19 protein-coding genes are annotated in these 21,664 nt (G+C 51.2%); 10 read left to right on the top strand and 9 right to left on the bottom strand.

What is annotated here, in order from left to right:
- Window positions 1-6: 6 nt before the first annotated feature.
- Window positions 7-1,674 (top strand): sodium:solute symporter family protein, encoded by a 1,668-nt coding sequence (locus tag KK062_RS00185; RefSeq protein WP_254082207.1) that lies wholly within the window; start codon window positions 7-9, stop codon window positions 1,672-1,674.
- On the opposite strand, the gene KK062_RS00180 is transcribed toward KK062_RS00185, so the two are convergent.
- Window positions 1,675-2,160, bottom strand: a complete 486-nt coding sequence (locus KK062_RS00180; protein WP_254082206.1) for a DinB family protein — start codon at window positions 2,158-2,160, stop codon at window positions 1,675-1,677.
- Window positions 2,161-2,352: 192 nt separating this feature from the next.
- Here KK062_RS00180 and KK062_RS00175 point away from each other — a divergent pair, with 192 nt between their 5' ends.
- The 4 genes from KK062_RS00175 (at window position 2,353) to KK062_RS00160 (ending at window position 10,388) form a co-directional block, all read left to right on the top strand.
- On the top strand, window positions 2,353-4,194 hold the full coding sequence (locus KK062_RS00175; RefSeq protein ID WP_254082205.1) for a glycoside hydrolase family 9 protein: 1,842 nt from the start codon (window positions 2,353-2,355) through the stop codon (window positions 4,192-4,194).
- 355 nt (window positions 4,195-4,549) lie between these two features.
- Entirely contained in the window at window positions 4,550-5,272 is a 723-nt protein-coding gene (locus KK062_RS00170) for a response regulator transcription factor (RefSeq protein ID WP_254082204.1), read from the top strand.
- Window positions 5,273-5,620: 348 nt separating this feature from the next.
- Window positions 5,621-8,860: a SusC/RagA family TonB-linked outer membrane protein gene (locus KK062_RS00165; RefSeq protein WP_254082203.1), complete on the top strand. Its 3,240-nt coding sequence runs from the start codon at window positions 5,621-5,623 to the stop codon at window positions 8,858-8,860.
- A 13-nt stretch (window positions 8,861-8,873) separates the two neighbouring features.
- Entirely contained in the window at window positions 8,874-10,388 is a 1,515-nt protein-coding gene (locus KK062_RS00160) for a SusD/RagB family nutrient-binding outer membrane lipoprotein (RefSeq protein ID WP_254082202.1), read from the top strand.
- Window positions 10,389-10,445: 57 nt separating this feature from the next.
- Here KK062_RS00160 and KK062_RS00155 read toward each other — a convergent pair whose 3' ends face one another.
- The gene (locus KK062_RS00155; protein ID WP_254082201.1) at window positions 10,446-10,676 is read right to left on the bottom strand and encodes a hypothetical protein; all 231 of its coding nucleotides are present in this window, start codon (window positions 10,674-10,676) and stop codon (window positions 10,446-10,448) included.
- A gap of 135 nt (window positions 10,677-10,811) precedes the next feature.
- On the opposite strand from KK062_RS00155, the gene KK062_RS00150 reads away from it, so the two are divergent.
- Both KK062_RS00150 and KK062_RS00145 read left to right on the top strand, forming a co-directional pair.
- A complete protein-coding gene (locus KK062_RS00150) occupies window positions 10,812-11,504 on the top strand; it encodes a hypothetical protein (RefSeq protein WP_254082200.1) in 693 nt (230 codons plus the stop codon).
- Window positions 11,505-11,578: 74 nt separating this feature from the next.
- On the top strand, window positions 11,579-12,616 hold the full coding sequence (locus KK062_RS00145; RefSeq protein WP_254082199.1) for an aldo/keto reductase: 1,038 nt from the start codon (window positions 11,579-11,581) through the stop codon (window positions 12,614-12,616).
- A 100-nt stretch (window positions 12,617-12,716) separates the two neighbouring features.
- Here the strand turns inward: KK062_RS00145 and KK062_RS00140 are convergent, their stop codons facing one another.
- The gene (locus KK062_RS00140) at window positions 12,717-13,328 is read right to left on the bottom strand and encodes a hypothetical protein (protein ID WP_254082198.1); all 612 of its coding nucleotides are present in this window, start codon (window positions 13,326-13,328) and stop codon (window positions 12,717-12,719) included.
- Window positions 13,329-13,507: 179 nt separating this feature from the next.
- Between KK062_RS00140 and KK062_RS00135 the strand changes: the two genes are divergently transcribed.
- The 3 genes from KK062_RS00135 (at window position 13,508) to KK062_RS00125 (ending at window position 17,381) form a co-directional block, all read left to right on the top strand.
- Window positions 13,508-13,855, top strand: a complete 348-nt coding sequence (locus KK062_RS00135) for a PadR family transcriptional regulator (protein ID WP_254082197.1) — start codon at window positions 13,508-13,510, stop codon at window positions 13,853-13,855.
- A complete protein-coding gene (locus KK062_RS00130; protein WP_254082196.1) occupies window positions 13,852-16,506 on the top strand; it encodes an ABC transporter permease in 2,655 nt (884 codons plus the stop codon). Before KK062_RS00135 ends, KK062_RS00130 begins: the two co-directional genes overlap by 4 nt.
- A 62-nt stretch (window positions 16,507-16,568) precedes the next feature.
- Window positions 16,569-17,381: a 3-keto-disaccharide hydrolase gene (locus KK062_RS00125; protein WP_254082195.1), complete on the top strand. Its 813-nt coding sequence runs from the start codon at window positions 16,569-16,571 to the stop codon at window positions 17,379-17,381.
- A 5-nt stretch (window positions 17,382-17,386) separates the two neighbouring features.
- On the opposite strand, the gene KK062_RS00120 is transcribed toward KK062_RS00125, so the two are convergent.
- From KK062_RS00120 to KK062_RS00095, 6 genes are all read right to left on the bottom strand, one after another.
- Window positions 17,387-17,767, bottom strand: a complete 381-nt coding sequence (locus KK062_RS00120; protein ID WP_254082194.1) for a hypothetical protein — start codon at window positions 17,765-17,767, stop codon at window positions 17,387-17,389.
- Between the two features lie 13 nt (window positions 17,768-17,780).
- Window positions 17,781-18,908 (bottom strand): fatty acid desaturase family protein, encoded by a 1,128-nt coding sequence (locus tag KK062_RS00115; protein WP_254082193.1) that lies wholly within the window; start codon window positions 18,906-18,908, stop codon window positions 17,781-17,783.
- Window positions 18,909-19,120: 212 nt separating this feature from the next.
- Complete coding sequence (locus KK062_RS00110) at window positions 19,121-19,576, bottom strand: VOC family protein (RefSeq protein ID WP_254082192.1); 456 nt, start codon at window positions 19,574-19,576, stop codon at window positions 19,121-19,123.
- A gap of 63 nt (window positions 19,577-19,639) precedes the next feature.
- Complete coding sequence (locus KK062_RS00105) at window positions 19,640-19,996, bottom strand: hypothetical protein (RefSeq protein ID WP_254082191.1); 357 nt, start codon at window positions 19,994-19,996, stop codon at window positions 19,640-19,642.
- A gap of 16 nt (window positions 19,997-20,012) precedes the next feature.
- Window positions 20,013-20,765, bottom strand: a complete 753-nt coding sequence (locus KK062_RS00100) for an SDR family oxidoreductase (RefSeq protein WP_254082190.1) — start codon at window positions 20,763-20,765, stop codon at window positions 20,013-20,015.
- A 103-nt stretch (window positions 20,766-20,868) separates the two neighbouring features.
- Window positions 20,869-21,606 carry an SDR family oxidoreductase gene (locus KK062_RS00095; RefSeq protein ID WP_254082189.1) on the bottom strand — a complete coding sequence of 246 codons (738 nt, stop codon included), beginning with the start codon at window positions 21,604-21,606 and terminating at the stop codon, window positions 20,869-20,871.
- Between the last annotated feature and the right edge of the window lie 58 nt (window positions 21,607-21,664).

Raw genomic sequence — 21,664 nt, 5'->3', positions numbered from 1 at the left:
GATTTCATGGTACAACTGGATTTTATTGTCATGGCGGTGTTCGCCGTGCTGATCTTTGCGATCGGGCTGGCGTTTACCCGCACGGGCAGCAAAAGTAGTCAGGCTTTTTTTGAGGCCGGAGGAGAAACACCCTGGTGGATCAATGGGCTGTCACTCTTTATCAGCTATTTTTCCGCGGGGACATTTGTGGTGTGGGGGTCGATTGCCTATAAACATGGGTTGGTGGCCAATACCATCCAACTGACGATGGCGATCAGCGGCTTGATCGTGGCCGTATTTATTGCAGCCCGCTGGAAACGGACGGGCACGCGCACTGCGGCAGAGTATATCGGCGTCCGCTTTGGCACAAAGGCGCAACAGTTTTATACCTACCTTATTTTAATCCTCAGCCTGGTCAATACCAGTGCCGTCTTATATCCCGTGGGGAAGATGGTGTATGTGGCGACGCCGTTTTCGTTGGAGGCCTGTATTATTGGTATCGGCATCCTGATTGTGTTATACACCGCGGCGGGTGGGTTATGGGCCGTGCTGGTCACGGACGTGGTGCAGTTTATTATCCTGATGGCGGCCGTGTTAATTGTTATACCCGCGTCGTTTGCGCAGATTGGCGGCGTGAGCAACTTGTTCCGTCAGGCACCGGCCGATTTCTTTGAGCCGTTCGCCAACGATTATACCGCCGGCTTTATGCTGGCCTTTATTGGATACCAGACTGTTTATATCGGTGGAAACTGGTCGTATGTACAACGGTATACCAGCGTGTCGAGTGAGCGCAATGCGAAGAAGGTGGCGTACCTGTTTGCTTTCCTGTATGCCCTGAGCCCGGTCATCTGGATGCTGCCGCCCATGGTTTATCGTATCATCAATCCTGGTTTGCAGGGGTTGGAACCCGAAGGTGCTTATATGATGCTTTGCCAGCGTGTGTTGCCGGCGGGGTTGATTGGCCTGGTGTTGTCGGGTATGATCTCCGCTACTTCCAGCAAGGCGAATACCACGATTAACCTGTCCGCCACGGTATTTGCTCAGGATGTATACCGCAGTGTGTTTCGGCCCGACGCGTCGGAGAAGGAGCAGATTCTCGTTGCGCGGCTTTTTACACTGCTATTCGGCGCCGGTACAATTGGTGTGGCGTTATTGGTGCCGCTGGCCGGGGGCATTGTGGAGGTAGTGTTGAGCGTTGCTGCAATTGCAGGGGGTGCTTTGTTTGCACCCATTATTTGGTCGCTGTACTCTTCCCGGCAAACGGCATTCTCGGTGGTGTTCACAACGATCGTAGCATTGGTCGTAAGCTTATCCTTTAAAGTATTGCTGCCGGCATTCGCAGGATTTAAACTGGATCGATCGGTAGAAACGTTATTGGGCGTGGGCTTGCCCCTGGCTGTGCTAGGCATCTTTGAATACTATTATTATACCCAGGGTATGAAGTCGCCGCGTGCGCTCGCCCTGCAACAAGCCCCTACGCGCGAGACGCCGGCGGTTCAGCAAGTCCAACACGAAGCGGCACAACAGCAGAACCGGTTTGGTATTACTGTCATTATCGCGGCCGCAGCCTTTGTCGGTGCGGGCATTGCTTTGCTGGGTGTGCTCGCCGGCAGTAACATGACCGTGGTGGCGGTTGGCAGCGTCATTTTTCTGCTGGCGGGCACGGCCCTGTATCGGTATGTACTGAAGGCATAATTAATCCCAATCGCCTAACAGGCGGCGTACGACAATGATCTCGCCGGTGTGGTAAGCGTTGTGATCGGCAAGGAGCAACGCTTCGCGCAGCAGGGTTTGTCCGTCGCCATGCTCGAACGGTTCCAGCAGGTCGCGCTTGGGATTCTTCAGCAGGTTGAAGAAACGCGTGCGGTCTTCTTCTATCTGCGCCAGCGATTTTTTCCAGGCATGATCGCTTACTTCGTCGGGTACTTCTTCGGGCCAGTATCCTTTGGGCCAGGGTGGCGACTCGTGTGTGGCAGAAGTACAGAACTCTACAATATCCCATTGCGTGATGCGGATGTGCTCTACAAGTTGCCAGATGTTATAGGGCAGTGACGTGGGTGTACGCGTGCGTAATTCTTTGGACAGTCGCGCCACTGATTCTTCGAACGAGACGTGGGCGTTGCCTTTTTGAATGCATTGAATCAGCTCGGTGACGATGGTCTTGCGTTGGGCCGTTTCCATAGTAGATCGTTTAATGGATCTCTATAAAAAATCTAGCCTGCCGGCAGGCAGGTCCGCCTGTCCTATTGACGGAGAGTGTGCTTTTTAACACATCCCAATCTTTTGCCGGTCATCCGGTCAATCATTCTTCCGATGCAATCGTTGTTTGAAATGGTCCTTTGGTAGTGGATGTTATCTTAAAATTCCAATCGTATGCCCATCCCAAAATCCCATTCCTTTCTTTGTATTCTTTCGCTTTGTCTGTTATCCTTTTTCACGCAGAGTCAGCAGCTTCGTATTCTAACCAATCACCTGGGCTATGAAGCCACGGGACCCAAACATGCCGTGGTGCAGGGAAAGGTTGGCGACGGTGTGACGGCCTTCCAGGTGAAGGACAGTCAGACTGACGCCGAGGTATTTTCGGGTACAGTGGCGCAAGCGGGGCCGGTACAGAAGTGGAAGGACTGGCACTTCTGGACGCTGGAGTTTGACGGTGTGACGAAGGAAGGTTCGTATTACATAGCATGTACCACCAGCAAAGGCGTGATCCGCTCCTTCCCGTTTGTGATACAGGTGGATGTATTGGAACGCAACACCCTTTCGAATGTAGTATATTATTTCAAAGGGCAGCGGTCGTCGGGATTGCTCGATAAGGCAGACCGCACCCTGAAGCTCGAAGATACCAACACGGCCGTGGATGCACACGGCGGGTGGTATGATGCTACCGGCGACTATGGCAAACACCTTTCACACTTGTCGTTCTCGACGTATTTTAATCCACAGCAAATATCGCTGACGGTGTGGGGACTTTTTAAGACCTATGCTTTGCTGAATACACGTGACAAGGTTGCCTTTAAACAATATAAACGTCGTGTACTGGACGAGGCGATGTTTGGAGCCGATTACCTCGTGCGTGTAAAAAATCCGAATGGATCATTTTACCGCTCGGTGTCGGGACATGGACCGGAGAAACGTCCGGAGGATCGTAAGATCGGTAAAGACTCGAAGGGCTATGCGATCAAGACGATCGATACCAAAGACAAGACGAACCCCGGCGACATTGAACGCGTGTCGAGCCAGGCTACCTATGAGGTGAGCTATCGGGCAGGGGCAGGTCTTTCCATCGCTGCTTTGGCGATGGCCAGCACGTATTCTGTGTCTGGCGACTATACGGCTGCCGACTACCTGCGCACGGCGGAAGAAGCCTTTGCTTTTTTGGAAAAGAACAATATATACTATACCAACGACGGCAAAGAGAATATCCTGGATGACTACAGTGTGCTGATGGCCGCCACGGAATTATTCAAGGTGACGAATAAGCCGGTATACAAACTTGCTGCCGACAAACGTGCAAAGAACCTGATGGGCCGTTTGATAACCTCCGGTACGTACCAGGGTTCCTGGCGTGCCGACGCTGCCACGCGCCCGTTCTTTCATCCATCCGATGCCGGCCTGCCGGTGGTGGCATTGCTGAATTATGCCCCGGTGGCCGACGAAGCTGTGCGCAAGGAAGTATTGGCATGTGTCAAGAAGTCACTGACCTACGAACTGCAAGTTACGGGCGAAGTAAACAACCCTTTTGGCTATGCGCGGCAGCTGGTGCAAAACAAAGATGGTGTGAAACGTACCGCCTTCTTCTTTCCACACGACTCGGAAGCAGCGCCGTGGTGGCAAGGTGAGAATGCACGGCTCGGTTCATTGGCGGCGGCGGCCCGGTTGGCAGTACCATTTTTCTCCGACGAAGCTTTTCGCGGCAAGCTGCAAGTGTACGCCTGGAATCAACTGAACTGGGTATTGGGCTTAAATCCCTATGACGCCAGCATGCTGCATGGTACAGGACGTAATAACATTGCGTACATGTTCTTTGGTACATATCAATATACGAATGCGCCCGGCGGTATTAGCAATGGCATTACCGGCGGTTATAGCGACGAGGCCGATATTGACTATGACCTGAGCTATCTCAAAACCGGTAAGGACGACGACTGGCGCTGGGCAGAGCAATGGCTGCCGCACGGTGCGTGGTACATGGTGGCCACGGCAGTGGGTCAATAGGCAACCCCGCGGTCGCAATTTTATATCGAATTAAGTTGTTTCTAATCCCGTTCTAATCTCCTTGAGACATCTTTGAGATCGGCAGCGCTTTACCGTGTTGCCGTGTGTTCCATTATTGCCCGAATGTTACAACATGCATTTATCGTCAGGCGAAATTGCTATAGCCTGCCTGCCGTACACGCGCTTCCAGCGGCTGTGCGGGAGGTTGACGGTGTAGAATAGAGGATGATGGAGCGTTTTTGTTAACATTGGTATAATAATATTTAATAAGTTTAGTGAGTATTGTCTGTGCCTCCCACCACCTGCGGCGAGACGGAGTCGAAGAATTAAAATTAGGGAAGTTAAAAGAGATACTATGTTTTATAGAAAGAGAGTGGTTTTGGTCGATCGGGATGAGCCATTTCAAAATGTTTTGAAATATGTGTTGTCCTCGCTGGATAAGATCCTGATCGTGAACCAGTATGCCGAATGTGCGGATGCGCTGAAAGGCCTGGACCGGGACCAGCCCGATATCATTATTATGGATATCGACTTTGTGTTTCTCAAAGGGCCGGAATTTATAGCCCGGGTAAAAAAGAAATACCCGCGTATCGACATTCTGGTCATCTCTGACTATACCGACGAAGACATTGTACTGAATGTTATTGGCAGTGGCGCTTCGGGCTTTTTATTAAAGCAGAGTTGTTTGCCGCAGTTAGCGGAGTCTATTGATAATCTAATGAGAGGTGGTGCACCGCTCGATCCATTTATCGCGCGCATCGTGATCAATGCCCATCATACTGGTGACAGCTCACCGCTGAGCAGCCAGGAAACCACGGTGCTGAAGCTCATGATGAAGGGCCTTACCTACCGCATGATCGCTGATGAGCTCGGCATTGCAAAAGATACTTCGAAGACACACATCAAAAACATCTATAAGAAGCTGGAAGTAAACACACGTGCGCAGGCGGTGTCGAAGGCCATAGCCGACAGGCTTGTGCCGTCTAACTTCTTGCCGAAGGTGAGCTGGTATATCTATTATGCCCTGGGACTGCTTTCTGAAGAGATGATGTCGGTCTCAATCTTTACCGAACTCTGATCTAACGGAAGGACAACACGCAATTAACAGAAAGGCCGCGAGGCCTTTCTGTATTTTAGAAGGGTGATAAAGATCACCCACAAACGATTGCGTCTGGCGGCATGGATTCTATTTCAAAAATTTCCTTTGTCGTCATTTTATAGCGGTTAATTCGCCCTTGCTCTCCATAAAATTCTGTCTCGTCACAGGCACCTCCCGCAAATAGAAATAGACCGGTTTAGTATAGAATAACCCAAGATGGGTTATGTTCTGTACCCCAAGCCTCTCACAAGTGGGGTATAAAGAGTGTATTTTCTGGACCTGCCGGCTGTCCTATCATTGCTTTCATATTAACCTAAATTCAAACTTATGAGAAGAACTCTACTCGCCTGCTTCGCGGCAGTGCTGACGCTGGCGTCTTTTAGCCTGGCGCAAGCGCAAGAACGGATCACAGGCAGGGTGTTTTCCGCAGAAGACGGAGGACCACTGCCCGGTGTGAACGTTGTGATTAAAGGTACTACCAACGGAACCGTGACCGATGCCGAAGGAAATTATTCCTTAACGGCTCCCCCAGACGGTGTTTTAATTTTCAGCTTTATTGGTCTTGCCACGCAGGAAGTCGCCATTGGCGGCCAGACATCTCTTGTTGTGAACATGGCGTCGGACTCCCGACAACTTAGTGAAGTAGTGGTGACAGCCCTCGGTATCGAGCGGAGCAAGAACGAGCTGCCCTACTCAGCGCAGGAGGTTCGCGGAGAGGATATGACCCGCAACCGTTCCACAAACTTTGTCAACTCGCTCTCGGGCCGTGCAGCCGGTGTGGACGTGAAGACCAACAACAACATGGGGGGTTCTACCAACATCGTTATTCGTGGTTACAAGTCCATTATGAACAACAACCAGGCTTTGTTCGTGATCGACGGTGTGCCCGTATCGAACGCCAATACGAACACCAACAACCAACGTAACGGTGCTCCCGGCGTCGACTATGGTAACGCCGCCGCCGACATCAACCCTGACAACATCGAGTCGGTCAACATCCTGAAAGGTGCTGCGGCTTCAGCGCTTTACGGCTCGCGTGCTTCGAATGGTGTCATTATGATCACGACCAAGAAGGGTCGTAAAAATACCTTCGACATTATTGTGAACAGCGGCGTTACCTGGGGTAAGATCGACAAGAGCACGTTCGTTAAATTCCAGGAGGAATATGGCGGTGGGTATGTGCAGACCTTCTCTCCCAGCGAAACATACAATGGAGTTGAGCGTCCGGTGCCGAACTTCACGGCAGATGCTTCTTTCGGTCCGAAATTCGAAGGTCAATCGGTATATAACTGGGATGCTTTTGATCCTAATCACCCCAACTATCACCTCCCTACTACCTGGAGATTTGCGGAAAACGGTCCGGAATATTATTATGAAACCGCCAGACAATCCAATCAAAGCATTTTGCTGAGCGGTGGTAATGACAAAACAACCTTCAAAGTGGGCTATACTCGCAGCGATGAGACCGGCGTATTGCCAAACAGCGAGCTGAACAAAAACATGTTCAACTTCTCGACCTCGTTTGATTTCACGGAAAAGCTGACCGTAACGGCGTCAGGTAACTACACACGGGTGGAAGGTCTGGGCCGCTATGGTACAGGCTATAGCTCGGCGAACCCGAACCAGGTATTCCGCCAGTGGTGGGCTGGGCATGTGGACATGAAAGATCTACGTGATGCGTATTTCCGCAACGGACAGAACATTACGTGGAACTGGAATGCTGACCGGAACCGTCCGATCTACATGGATAACTCGTACTGGACACGCTACGAAAACTTCGTCGATGACACACGCGACAATTACTTCGGTTATGTTTCCGCCAACTATAAGGTTAACAGCTGGCTGAGCGTTATGGGCCGCGCCGCGGTGAATACCACCGTGGATTATCAGGGCGAACGCATTGCGGTTGGTAGCAACGGTGTTCCTAAGTTCGAGCGTTTCGACCGTACGTTTTCAGAATCCAACTATGATCTCTTGCTAAGCGCCAATAAAGACCTGTCGAAAGACCTGAATTTGAAGGCTTACGTCGGTGGTAACATGCGCCGTAGTGAAATGAACTCTGTTCGTGCTTCTACCAGCGGTGGTTTGGCCGTTCCAGAGCTGTACTCGTTGTCGAATTCCAGAACTCCGATGACGCCTCCGACGGAGGTGCTGGAGAAGATTGGTGTCGACGGAATCTTTGCCAGCGCAACCCTGGGTTACCGTGAAATGCTATTCCTCGACATCGCAGGTCGTCGCGATCAATCGACAACACTGCCGGAGGACAACGACACATTCTTCTATCCGTCTGCTGCCGCCAGCTTTGTGTTCTCGAAACTGCTCGATGCACCCTGGCTGACACACGCCAAGGTGCGTGGTAACTATGCACAGGTAGGTAACGACGCGCCTCCGCTCTCGATCTATGACGTATACGACAAGCCTGCGGCCATGGGTTCAGTGCCTTTCTTCTCGTTGCCCAACACCAAGAACAACCCCGATCTGAAACCTGAAAGAACAAACAGCGTGGAAGTAGGTGTTGATGCGGACTTCCTGGACGGCCGCTTCGGCTTCGACTTCACCTGGTACCGCACCAGCACGTTTGACCAGATTCTGCCGGTTACGACCACCGGTGCAGCCGCCTACACGGCCAAGTTTGTAAATGCCGGTGAAATGGTAAATAAAGGCATCGAGGTTTCGGCTTTCGTAGTTCCTGTACGTACCACCAACTTCTCCTGGATTGCCAACCTGAACTTTACGCGTAACCGTAACGAGGTTATTGAGCTCTACAGCCAAGGCGGCGTTCCGGTGACGAACATTCCGATCTCGGTGAACGGTGTCGCCTTTCAGGGTGGTGTAACGCTGAATGCTGCTGTCGGTCATCCGTACGGTGTCATCCGTGGTACAAACTATACGTACCATCCGGATAACGGTCAGCCTGTTGTAAATGCGAATGGTTACTACCTCCCGACGGCCAGCTCGAGCGAGATCATCGGTGATCCGAACCCCTCCTGGCTGGGTGGTATCAACAACACCTTAAAGTATAAGAACCTGAGCTTGAGTTTCCTTGTCGACATTCGTCAGGGTGGCGACATCTTCTCGCTGGATATGTGGTACGGCGATGGTAGCGGCGTGACGCCTATCACGGCTGGTCTTAACGACAAAGGCAATCCGAAGCGGGATCGCGTAGCCGATGGTGGTGGTGTATTGCTGCCGGGTGTGAACCAGGACGGTACGCCGAACACTACCTACGCTGAAAACTACAACGGTAGCGGCGCCACGGCGTACGGCTATGTTGCCAACGGAGGCGGTGGCGCGCCCCGCGCGGCGTATGTATACGACGGTAGCTATGTGAAGCTGCGTGAAGCGGCGATTACGTATACTATACCGGCTTCGTTGCTGACGGGTCTGAAGTTTGTAAAAGGCATCGACGTGTCGGTTATCGGCCGCAACCTCTGGATCATCCACAAAAACATGGAATACTCCGATCCGGAAGAAAGCATGAGCTCAGGCAACACTGCCATGGGTTACCAAAGCGGTGCTTACCCCACTGTTAGAAACTACGGTTTTAATGTGAAGTTTAGATTCTAATACCTTACGAATCATGAAAAAAGTATCAATCATATTACTTTCCATCGCGTTGTTGACCTCGTGCGTCGATTCGCTGGATGACTATAACATCGATCAGAAGAAAGCCGGTGTTGTAACGGCCGAGACGCTTTACAGCGCCGCGCTAAAAAACCTGACGGACATTGTAACGACCCCCAGTGTAAACAGCAACAACCTGCGGTTGTATGTACAACATTGGACGACCACCACGTACCTGGACGAGCCGCGGTATATCATGACATCGCGCACCATTCCTCAAGCCTTCTGGGACGCGCTGTATCGCGACGTACTGGCCGACTTGAAAGAGGCCCGTCGTATTATTGAGGCCGATCAGTTCATCCTTCCGAACGTAAAGAATAATCAGTTGGCCCAAATCGGTATCCTCGAGGTGTATTCATGGTCGGTACTGGTAAATTCTTTTGGTGACATTCCTTACAGCGAAGCGCTGGATATCAACAACTCCCTGCCAGAGTATGAAGACGCACACACCATCTATCTCGATCTGCTGGATCGCCTGGATGTCGCCCTGGGGTTACTGAATACCACGCCAGCCGCTCCCTATACCATCGGCTTCGGTGGTGGTGACCTGCTGTACAACGGAAAGACGAACCCGATCAGCTTCTGGGTAAAATTCGGTAACTCGCTGAAATTGAAACTGGCGATGGTAATCGCAGATATTCCTGCCGATGCTGCCCGTGTAAGCAAAGCGGTGACAGAAGCTACCCGTGATAATGGCGAGTTCCTGATGAAGGCGAATGCCGACAATGCACGTTTCCCGTATATCAACGATGCACCGAACAACAACCCCGTAGCGACAAATACAAACTCGCTGTTTACGAGCCGTCAGGATTTCCTGCCATCGAATACGATCATCGATCAGATGAATTCGACTTCAGATCCGCGCAGGTCTGCATGGTTCACGCTGTGGGTTGCGACACCCCCAGAGGGGCAACCTGCTCCTCCCGGTGTCTACAAGGGTGGTACATATGGTCAAACGAACACGCCGGTTACGCAATTCTCGCGGTTGAGCGCACGCATCATTGCCCCAACTGCCGAAGCATTGCTGGTGGACTACTCTGAAGTAGAGTTCCTGTTGGCCGAAGCCGTAGAACGCAATCTCATTGCCGGTGATGCAGCGGTTCACTACAATAACGCGATCACCGCTTCGCTGTCCTACTGGGGTGTAGCCGGTGGCGATATCACGGCCTTCCTGGCCCAACCTGCCGTGGCGTATGCAACGGCTCCTGGCGACTGGAAAGACAAGATCGGTACCCAAAAATGGCTGGCCCTATTCAACCGTGGTTACGATGCCTGGGTTGAATGGAGAAGATTGGATGCTCCGGCATTGGTTCCCCCTACGGTAACTAATCAAACGTATATTATCCCGAAACGCTTGATTTACCCGGTTATCGAGCAGCAGGTAAACGGCGCGAATCGCAATGCGGCGGTTGACAAGCTGGAGGGCGGCCAGGACGTGGCGGCAGTGCGCTTGTTCTGGGATGCTGAATAAAAGAAGCAATTTAGTTATAGCACGAAGAGGTTGCCGATGGCAGCCTCTTTGTTTTTCTTACTCTTCCATAATAAATGTGTGCGGGCTCGTCTCGCTGTAGAAGCGTTGGCTGTAGTTGTCCCAGGCGCGCATGCCTTCGCGGATCTCTTTGATGTCTTCCACTTTGGATTCTGCCAGGATGTTCGTTCCCAGCATTTTATCCACGGCCAGCCGTTCTTCCCATTCTTCGGGGGTGTAGAAAGTGACCTTTACGTATCCTTTGCCAATGACCCGGCTTACCATTTTCATACCTCAATTCGGTTTTAGCCGTCAAGCTACTCCTTTTTGGGAGTTTGTGAAAGCGTAAACCATGCATCGACTGGACAGAATATCTTACTATTATTGGAAGATAGAACGACTATCTTAATAATTAGAAATGTTGAAATGAAATATTACGAAATAAGAATGGCTTCCGACCCTGCTGTTACAGGGCTGCGAGATGGAGGATCACAGGTCGAAATAAGTCGGGATGGGTTTGTTGACAAAAACCAATACGATAGATTGATGAGCTTTATTATTGGTACTAACTACTGGGAAAAGGAGGACTATAATGTGGATGTTATCTTCAATAACATTGAGTATGGTGTTGCCGAAAGGAGTGCGAAGCTCAGCGATTTTATTTGTTTTCGTCCTCATATTGTTGAATGTCCCTATATAGTAAGCGATCTCGCTAAGTCCGTTTTGGAGCGTTTTCAGATGGGCGAACATTGTTTTTATCCGATCAAACTATATAAGAATAAGGTTGTTCAGAAGGAACGCTACTACCTGTTGTACACGCCTATACTTGATTTTGATATCGTCGATTATCCCAGTACGTCCTTTTATACCGGCCACGCTATTTTAGGAACCAAAAAGTATATTCCAATAAAGAGCAGGGAAGACAAACTACGCAATCCGCTTGTTTGGGTAGAAAAAGGAATATTAACGACCACATTTGACAAAACACGTGATTTTTTTCTTTCAAAGGTCGGCGGGGATTTTGCCTCTGAGCAGCTTATGGAAGAGATTCTTCATCAGGGGCTAACCGGCCTTAATTTCCCCCGCGAGAAAGGAGCCATTTTCGAGTATCCGGAATAGCACACTCATTCTAGCATCTTGCCATATATTCGAACTTTATCGATATTTCCCGTCGAACAATAAATTAAAGAGCGATGGAATACAGACAACTTGGCGGCTCGGGGCTGCGCATTCCCGTGCTGAGCTTTGGTACGGCTACTTTCGGTGGTGGCAATGAATTCTTTAAAGCCTGGGGCTCGACGCAGGTAGCGGAGGCCGCACGCATGATAGACCTTTGCCTGGAGGCGGGTGTGAACCTGTTCGATACGGCGAATGTCTATTCACGGGGCATGTCGGAAGAAATTCTGGGGCAGGCCATTAAAGGGCGGCGCGACAAAACGCTGATCTCGACCAAGGCAACGTTTCCGATGGGTGACGGTGTGAACGACTTCGGTTCTTCCCGTCATCACCTGATCCAGCAGTGCGAAGCCAGCCTGCGCCGGCTTGGCACAGACTACATTGATATCTACCACATGCATGGCTTCGATGCCAACACACCCGTGGAAGAGACGCTGAACACGCTCAACACGTTGGTGCAAAGCGGTAAGGTACGGTATATCGCGTGCTCTAATTTCTCCGGATGGCATCTCATGAAGTCGCTTTCGGTCTCCGAACGTTACGGCTGGGCGCGTTATGTGGGCCACCAGGCATACTACTCGTTGCTGACCCGCGACTTTGAGTGGGAGCTGATGTCACTGGGCGTTGATCAGAAGGTTGGCACGCTGGTATGGAGCCCGCTTGCCTCGGGTTTGCTGAGCGGTAAATACCGCCGTAATCAGCCCGTGCCGAAGGAAGCGCGCGTAGCCCAGGGGGGAAGCCCCGTGCCGGCCCATGCTACGCCCGACGAAGTATTGTACAAAGTGCTCGATGCCCTGGATGAAGTAGCGGCAGAGACCGGTAAGAGCGTTGCGCAGATATCGTTGAACTGGCTTTTACAACGCCCCACCGTCTGCAACATCATCATTGGTGCGCGTACCGAGGAGCAGTTAAAACAAAACCTGGCCGCCGTAGGGTGGAACCTCACGACCGACCAGGTTAAAAAACTGGACGAAGCCAGCGCCATGCCGACAGCTTATCCTTATTGGCACCAACGCGACCACGCCATGCTGAACGCAGCACCCGCACTTTACTAAACCTAACCTAAACCTAAACAATATTTGCGGTGGAATGATTACTGTGGTACCCGTGCTACTGCACCGGTACCGCAGCTCTCAAATACACTGAGGGAAAGTGTCATTCTTTTTCCGAGAAGCCATCTTCATCGGCTGATATTCTGCCGGACCCATCGTCAATCCAGTACCCGCTGGCGTTATCGCCGTTGTCGAGCATAAAGAGTGAATAGTATAAATCTTTAATGCCGGTGTTGGTCATCGTGCCCGATGTTACCTGGATCATCCGCGCATCGTCGCCATTGGCAGAAGCGTTGATTTCAGCAAACACCGAAAACTTGTTGCCTGTACCGGATATAAAACTGCCAATACCTTCGCCACTTTCGGGAGCATTCTCATAATTCACTGTCACGCTCAGGTCTTCATTGTCCTGGTCAAAAAATGTTACAACATAATCGTTGAAGATATGGCCTGGCTGATAGGGGTCACCTTCTATATTGGAGGCTTTCAATTCCAGGGGCGATGCGCGGAAAGTGCCCGTCAGGTCGGGTGGTGTCAAGCCGCCGTGAATGGGCATGCCCTGCGACTTCATTTCGGTTAATAGCGCGGCGGGTACCAGGTTGGTGATGTCTTCCGAAAGATCGTCGGCCGGTTTGTTGTCATCATCATCGCTGCCGCAGCTGCTTGCACTGACCAGTAGAATACTTGCCAGCAGACTGAAAACAATTTGTTTCATAAAGGGTAGAGGGGTTATTGGGTTCAAAGAAACAACGTCGGTGCCCGTCGGGCAATAACCCTTTTGGGTATTTAAAAAGCCTTTTTTGGCAGGCCCAAGGCACTTCCAAAATTATTTGATACTAAATTGTAGAACATATCATTCGATTCTTCGTTATTTACTCTACAATCTAGTAACAAATGAAAGAGACGCGTTTAGGAGAGTTCGAAGAAGTGATGCTGCTGTTGGTAGGTATCCTGGGTGAAGACGCTTATGCTTTTAAGATTGCGGAGGAGTACGAGACCCAATCCGGCCGCGCCACATCAATCGGCGCAGCGCATTCTACGCTGGACAGGCTGGAAGCGAAAGGCTTTTTAAAATCAGAGATGGGTAACGCTACGGCCGAACGTGGTGGCCGGCGCAAGCGCATCTTTACCATTACGGCATTGGGTAAGCGTGTATTGAAAGAGTCGCGCGATTTTCGCATGTCGCTGTGGAGCCAATACCCGGCCTTTGCTGACAAACTGAATTACCTCGGCGCCTTTTGAAAACACCTACTACGACACCGCCGCCACTGGCTCAACGCCTGCTGTTGCGCTTCCTGCGTGAAGACCTCGCAGAAGATGTCATGGGTGACCTGGAAGAAGATTTTTACCGGACGCTGAACCATAAGAAGCCCTGGCGCGCGCGACTTCACTACTGGTATCAGGTCATTCATTATATACGGCCCTTTGCTCTGCGCAAATCATCACCCCGATCCTTAAATCATTACGCCATGCTAAAAAGTTACTTTACTGTGGGCTGGAGAAGTCTCTCCAAGAACAAGATGTATTCGTCGATCAAGATCGGCGGCTTTGCCCTGGGCATTGCCGCGTGTATGTTGATCACATTATTTATTCGCGACGAGCTGCGCTACGATACGCACTATCCGGATAAAGATCGTATTTACCGCATGTATGAGGTATACAATGATAATGGTGAGATTCAACGTGGCACCTGGTTTCAGGCGCCGTTTGCCCGCGCGTTGAAAGAAGATTTTCCAGAAGTAGAAAAGGCCGGGCGTTACCTGTCAAGTGAGTTGTTTGGCGCTGGGGGTAACCAGCTGCGTCGGGCCGACGAGACGGACAACACGTATGAGAATGACTTTATCTATATGGACCAGGAGTTGCTGGACATTCTGAAGTTCCCGGTGGTATATGGCCATCCGAGTCATTTGTTGGACAAACCCCGCACCATTGTCATCACCAAAAGCAAGGCCGATAAATATTTTCCGAATGAAAACCCAGTCGGCAAACAACTGGTTGTGAACAATGACCGCGATAAGCCCTTTACGGTGGGTGGCGTTATAGCCGACCTGCCGGAGACATCGCATTTTAAATTCAGCTTTGCAATGACCATGCAAGGCGTGGAGTTCTGGCCGGGCGAACAAACTACCTGGACGGCAACCAACTATCCCACATATATATTGTTGCGGCCGGGTACAGACCCGCGCGCATTCCAAAAGAAGCTGGGTCTGATAACCGAGAAATACCTACTGCCGATGTTGAAGGAAGTCCGTCGTGCCAATGCCGAGGAAATGGCCAAAAATTATAGTATAGACCTGCAGTCGATTGCCGACATTCACCTCTATAGCACTGGTATTCAAGATGGTCTCAGTCACAGTGATATACGCTTTGTATGGTTATTCGGCGCGATTGCCGGCTTCATCATGCTGATTGCATGTATTAACTTCATCAACCTTTCTACCGCCAAGTCGGCGAACCGTGCGAAAGAAGTTGGCTTACGAAAGACCGTGGGCTCGCACCGTAGCCACATTGTATACCAGTTCCTGACCGAATCATTACTTTTTAGTGTGGTTTCATTTGTGTTGGGCGCGGTCCTGGCATGGCTACTGATACCATATTTTAATCAGTTGGCCTCGAAGTCGCTGGTATTTCCGTGGACGGCCTGGCAACTCTACCCGATGTTGGTCGGAGCAACTATTGTCGTGGGTATATTGGCTGGGATTTACCCTTCATTCTATCTCTCATCCTTCAAGCCCATCAGTGTTCTAAAAGGAAATTTGAGTCGCGGCAGCAAGAATGCGACGATGCGAAGCACGCTGGTTGTTTTCCAGTTCGCTACCTCCATTGTACTGATTGCTGCTACAGTAATTATCTATCGCCAGATGGATTATATCCTCAACAAGAACATTGGATTTGACAAAGACCAGGTGGTATTGGTACAAGGCCTTAACACGCTGGAACGTCAGCGACAAACATTCAAAGAAGAATTACAACAGTTGTCGTTTGTGAAAAGCGCCACCCTGGCAGATTTTTTGCCTGTGCGTGGTACAAAACGCAATGGCAATGGCTTCTGGGAAGAAGGCAAGAAGACTACCGAAAAAGCGGTGGGTGGTCAGTTTTGGGGAGTTGATCATGATTATATCCAGACGCTGGGGATGAAGATTGTAGAGGGCCGTGACTTTTCCGCGAAGATGCCGACCGACTCAGGTGCTATTATCATTAATCAGTCCATGGCGCGTGAACTGGGCTTGAAGGAAGCTGTTGGTAAACGCATTGAGAATTATCGTGGGTGGGAGGTTATCGGTGTGGTGGAAGATTTTCACTTTGAGTCGATGCGCGGTAAGATCGAGCCGCTGACGATGGTACTGGGCCCAGGCCAGAATATACTTTCGGTGAAGGTAGATGCCACTGACATGGCCGGCGTGCTGTCGGCGATTGAAACTGTTTGGAGGAAGTTTTCCCCGCATCAGCCTGTACGATACGCTTTCCTGGACGACCAATATGCCAATATGTATGCTGACGTGCAACGCATGGGCCGCATCTTTGTGACGTTTGCCTGCCTGGCCATTGCCGTCGCGTGTCTGGGTCTGTTTGCCCTGTCGGCCTTTATGATAGAGCAACGCGGCAAGGAGATCAGCATTCGCCTGGTGCTCGGTGCGTCGATGAAAAATATATTCCGCTTGCTGACGGTAAATTTCCTGAAGCTGGTATTGATCGCGTTGGTTATCGCCATTCCCATTGCCTGGTTTGCCATGCAGAAGTGGCTGGAAGATTTTACGTATCGTACGGAAATTACCTGGGACGTCTTTGTGTGGGCCGGCGTACTGGCGGTAGCCATTGCTGTCCTGACGATCAGCTACCAGTCTGTCCGTGCTGCCCTGGCACGGCCGGTGGATAAACTCCGGTCGGAGTAAAAACCGCCCCTATAAATTTAGTGTCATATCTGTAACAAGATGCTTATCTTGCTTGTACAGATATGACACGTTTTTTTATACCCCTGCTAAGACGCTCACTGCCGCTGATGGCACTGAGCCTGCTCCTGATCACCTGCAAGCCCTCCACTCCCTCTACGGAGGAGGCCGCATGGATCTCCTTATTTAACGGAAAAGACCTGAACGACTGGGTCGTCAAGATCCATCACCACGACGTCGGTATAAACTTCGGGAATACCTTTCGCGTGGAAGACGGTATGATCAAGGTTCGCTACGATCAATACGGCGACTTTCAAGATCAGTTTGCTCACCTATACTTTAAGCAACCCTTTTCACATTTCCACCTGGTAGTAGAGTATCGTTTCACCGGCGAGCTGCAACGGGGCGCACCCGACTATACTATGTTAAACAGCGGTGTGATGTACCATGCGCTGGATCCACACACCATGCTGAAAGAGCAGGACTGGCCGATCTCGGTCGAAATGCAATTCCTGGCTGGCCTGGGCGATGGCCAGCCACGGCCTACCGGTAACATGTGCTCGCCGGGTACGGACATTGTCTACAATGGCACGTTATACGACGGCCATTGCCTGAACTCCACGTCGAAGACATATGATCGCGACGCCTGGGTGCGGGCAGAACTGATTGTGCTGGGCGATTCTTTGGTCACGCACATCATCGAGGGTGATACGGTGCTGCAGTATACACATCCCACCATCGGTGGCGGCGTGGTGCACGGCTATGACTCGGCGGTTTGGAAGCCGGGCACGGCGCTCAAGGAAGGGTTTATTGCACTGCAAAGCGAAGGGCAGCCGATCGATTTTCGCAAGGTAGAATTGCGCAACCTGGCGAAGTGATCAGGCTAGAGCCGTTTCGGTGATGCCAGGTTAATCTTGGCGAGCTCGCGTATAAGCAGCACAAAACATAAGAAGGTAATGACATTGATTGCGAGGGCGCCGCCCAGGCGCACTTCAATATTTAATCCCGTTTTAGAATAAAACCGGAAGCTTTCTCCATAGACGTTAAACGAGCGAATGCCGTAATACACCAGCAACGTGATGATCGCCCAACCTTTGCGCTGCACGACCTGGTAGGCTACCCAACAGGTAAACAGCTCAACGACACACAGAAACAAAATAAGACCTTGCGCCAAATGGCCACTGGTAGCGGCCACGGCTACGTCGATTACAAAAGAAACGACGGTGACCACCAGAACGATGATACCGATAATGTTTTTCTTCATTCCCAAACAGATGTTACACGGCGGGTGCCTGTGCTAACTTGATTTTATTCGCCCGCAAAGCATCACGCCCGAAGCGGCGCAGCAGGCGATAGTGAGATGCCAGTGCTGTGGTGAACGTTGCATTCTCGTAGTAAGGAACGCCGAATTCCTGTGCGGTCTGCTCCACGATGTTTGATAATGCGCGATAGTGGGTATGACATACTTTGGGGAACAGGTGATGTTCCACCTGCATGTTCAGTCCGCCGCAGAAAAAAGTGGTCAGGAAACTTTTTCGGCCGAAGTTTGCCGTGGTGCGCAACTGGTGCACAGCCCAGGCATCTTCCATACAACCCGAGGTATGGGCTTCCGGAAACTCGAGGTCTTCTACGATGTGTGCCAGCTGAAACACCAGGCCAAGCACAAACCCTTTTGCCATTTGCATGGCGACAAATCCAATCATGAACTGCCACCAGGTGATCTGGTCCATCAGCAGCAACGGCAGCACAATGACCAGGACATAATACAATGCCTTAAAGAAAAATAGTTTGAAGTATTCTATACGTGGATGTTTCCGGGTGTCGTAGCTCCCGATACTGTTCTGAAAGAACTTTTGATAATCTTTCACGAAGATCCACGATAAACTGGCAAAGCCGTACAACAAAAACGCATAGAAATGCTGATACCGTTGTATGGCCGACGGACGGTCCTGGGGGCAAACGCTGACAAGTCCAGGGGCCACGACCAGGTCGTCGTCGTGGTCGTGAATGTTGGTAAACATGTGATGGACCATGTTGTGCGAGATCTTCCAATTATAGGTATTGGCGCCGATCAGGTGGAAGATCGAGCCAAGCGCGGTGTTCACCGCGGCATGCCGGGAGTAGGAACCGTGCAAGGCATCATGGCAGACGTTAAATCCTATAAACGCTGAAAACATGCCCAGCACAATGGCCATGGGGAGCATGGTAAGCGGAGCAAAGCCGCCCAACAAGATCAGCAAGTATAAGCTGAGTGTACCGCCGGCAAAAAGTATAGTCTTGGCAATCATGACACCATCGGCATGTCGCGAAATATTACCGGACGTAAAGTAAGCGTCTGCGCGTTTTCGCAACGTAGCATAAAAGCCACGGTAGTCATTATTAAATTTTAGGGTCGTCGGTGTCAAAATAAAGAAGATAAAAAGTAAACGATTTACCAGGTTGAACAGACTTTTCGATAGGGTGGGGCAAGGGCGAAATAGGCTATTCCCCTGTAAGATACGGCGAATTTGTAGCCCTTACAAACTGACAAGTGTAAGGCCCGACGGAATGCTCTAAAACGAGAAGTAAATACCATTTACGCGGTAGGCGGGATACGTAATTCTGGGTAGGAATGGCCTTATTCCCGTGCGTCGTTTACTTCTACCCAATAGCCGTCGGGGTCTTGCACCCACAATTGTTTTACACCGTCTACACGGGTAGTTAGGGCTTGCTTTTTACCGTCGCGATCTTCCCATGGCAAATTATATTTCTTAAGCAACACAATAAATGCGTCTACACTGGCCACGCTAAAACAAGTATGCTGGTTCTTGTAATATTCTTTCCGCGCGGGAGCGCCTTGTATGATGTGTAGCGCCGTACCGGGACCGGTTCGCAACCAGGTATGTTTACCATCGTGAAAAGGGTTGGTGATCGTATCGAGCCCTAACACCGTCTGGTAAAAGAATGTACTGGCCGCCAGGTCTTGTACATAAATGGCCGTATGGTTGAGGTGGGCCTTTGGGGCGCTGGTCTGCGCGTAGGAAGTCGTGCCGCAAACAGCGATCACGATCAATAAAAGAGCGATGCGATTCATACCGTCAAGATACGATAGTAGCCGGCCCCTGCCAATCGCGGGCAGGATGGCCGGCAGAATAGATCATTTCGCGGTGAGCGGATGCCCCAGGTATATAATTACCAGCGAAAGCAGCAGAAAGGGCACCTCGATGACAAAACCTTTAAGGTCTTTGTGTTGCAGCTCCAGCGCCATGATGAACAGGATGCTGGCGCCCATCAGAAAGTTGCCGTAGAGGAACGTGCGGGGAAAAGGAATCAGGAGGGCGCTGGAGAGTGTAATCAGTCCCAGCGCCGTTGCACCTGTATGCCCCACGTCCAGTCGCCCCAGCATGCGCAGCATATCGGGCTTTGCCGTGACCATGGCCCACCCTTGTTTAAGGCCCATGAAGATGGCCGTCAGCATGAGGATGGCCTGGATAATTTTTAAAAGCGTTGCCATGGTATAGTTATAAGGGTTAGTATTTTGATCCGCCGTTTACCAGCAAGTGTTGACCCGATACAAAACCGGCCAGGTCGCTGGCAAAGAACTCCGCTATGTCGGCTACGTCGTCTACCGTGGTGAGCCGGCCCATCGGTGAGCCATTCAGCAGTTCCTGGTAGAACGGGTCGCTGGTAGCCATTTCCATAAACACACCGGTATTTGCTACAGGGCCGGGGATAATGGTGTTGACCGTCACACCGCGATGGCCTATTTCCTTTGCCAGAATTTCTACCAGGTATTTGGGTGTGGTTTTGCTGCCGCCGTACACCGCCATGCCCTCCACGGGCGAAGTTGTGGTGCTGGACGAAATATAGATGATCCGGCCTTTATCGGCTATGTGCCGTGCGGCTTCTTGCAGGGTGAAGTACGAACCTTTTACATTGATGTTGAAGACGCGGTCGAATTGTTCTTCGGTAAAATCAGTCACGGGGAGTTGGATCAGCTCGATGCCCGCATTGGCCACGACGATGTCGATCTTGCCAAAGGCCTTTATACCTTCCTGGAACAGTCGGGCAACCTCCTGCGGCCTGGTAACATCGGCTTGTACGGCAATGACCTTCGTACCCATGCCGGTAATGTTCCTAACTACCTCCTCGGCTGAGGCTTTGTCGCGTGAATAGTTCAGGATGATACTGGCGCCGAGGGCGGCGTAACGTTCAGCAATAGCTTTACCGAGTCCACGGGCGGAGCCTGTAATCAGGGCGACTTTATTTTGAAGGGTGTTCATAGTGTTGGGAGTTTAGAATTGTAAAGGCAATAGTGTTCTGTGCGGCCTTGCGGCTGCGTGTGTTATGAATAGAAAAAGTTAAAGAAGAAGCGGTGCTGCCTGACTAAGCCATGGCACCGTTTAGGCCGATGTTCTGGCCGCTGATCCACTTGGCCTCATTGCTGGCCAGGAATGTTACCACGGGGGCGATATCCGAAGGTTCACCGATGCGGTTGAAGGCGGAGAGCGCAGCCAGGCGGCCAATGACTTCGTCACTTTTGCCGTTGGTAAACAGCTCGGTATTGGTAGGACCGGGTGAAACAGAGTTGACATTGATATTGCGTTTGCCAACTTCTTTGGCGAATACCCGCGTGAGCTGCTCGACGGCGCTTTTGGTCGCAGCGTAGGTGGCATATCCCGGCAGCATGGGCCGGTTTACGGACGTTGAGAAGTTAATGATCGTACCGTTGTCCGCCAGGCGTGTCGCCGCAGCGCGCATCGTATTGAAGGTGCCTCGCACGTTGATATCAAACTGGCGGGTGAAGTCGTCGTCGGTTGTTTCGCTCAGGGGTTTGACGATCATGATACCGGCGTTGTTAACCAGTACGTCGACACGGCCATAGGCAGCAATGGCTTCGTCAAACAAGCGGTCTACGTCGGCAGACTTGCTGACATCGGCCTGTACGGCTTTGGCCTGACCACCGGCGGCGACAATGTTTTTGACGACGTCTTCGGCCGACGCACGGCTGCCGGCATAATTAACAATGACTTTTGCGCCTGCCTGGGCTAAGGATTGGGCTACGGCCGCACCGATACCACGGGATGCTCCGGTAACGATAACTACTTTGTTTACTGTGCTCATGATGTTGTGTTGTTTAATTGAACGATACAAAGGTGCACCCTCCGACCCCCCGAAAAAG

The sequence above is a fragment of the Dawidia cretensis genome (genome assembly GCF_018598175.1).
Taxonomy (GTDB): Bacteria; Bacteroidota; Bacteroidia; order Cytophagales; family Cyclobacteriaceae; genus Ohtaekwangia; species Ohtaekwangia cretensis.
The sequence above is the reverse complement of the archived record's forward strand: the minus strand, read 5'-3'. Positions and strand labels throughout refer to the sequence as shown.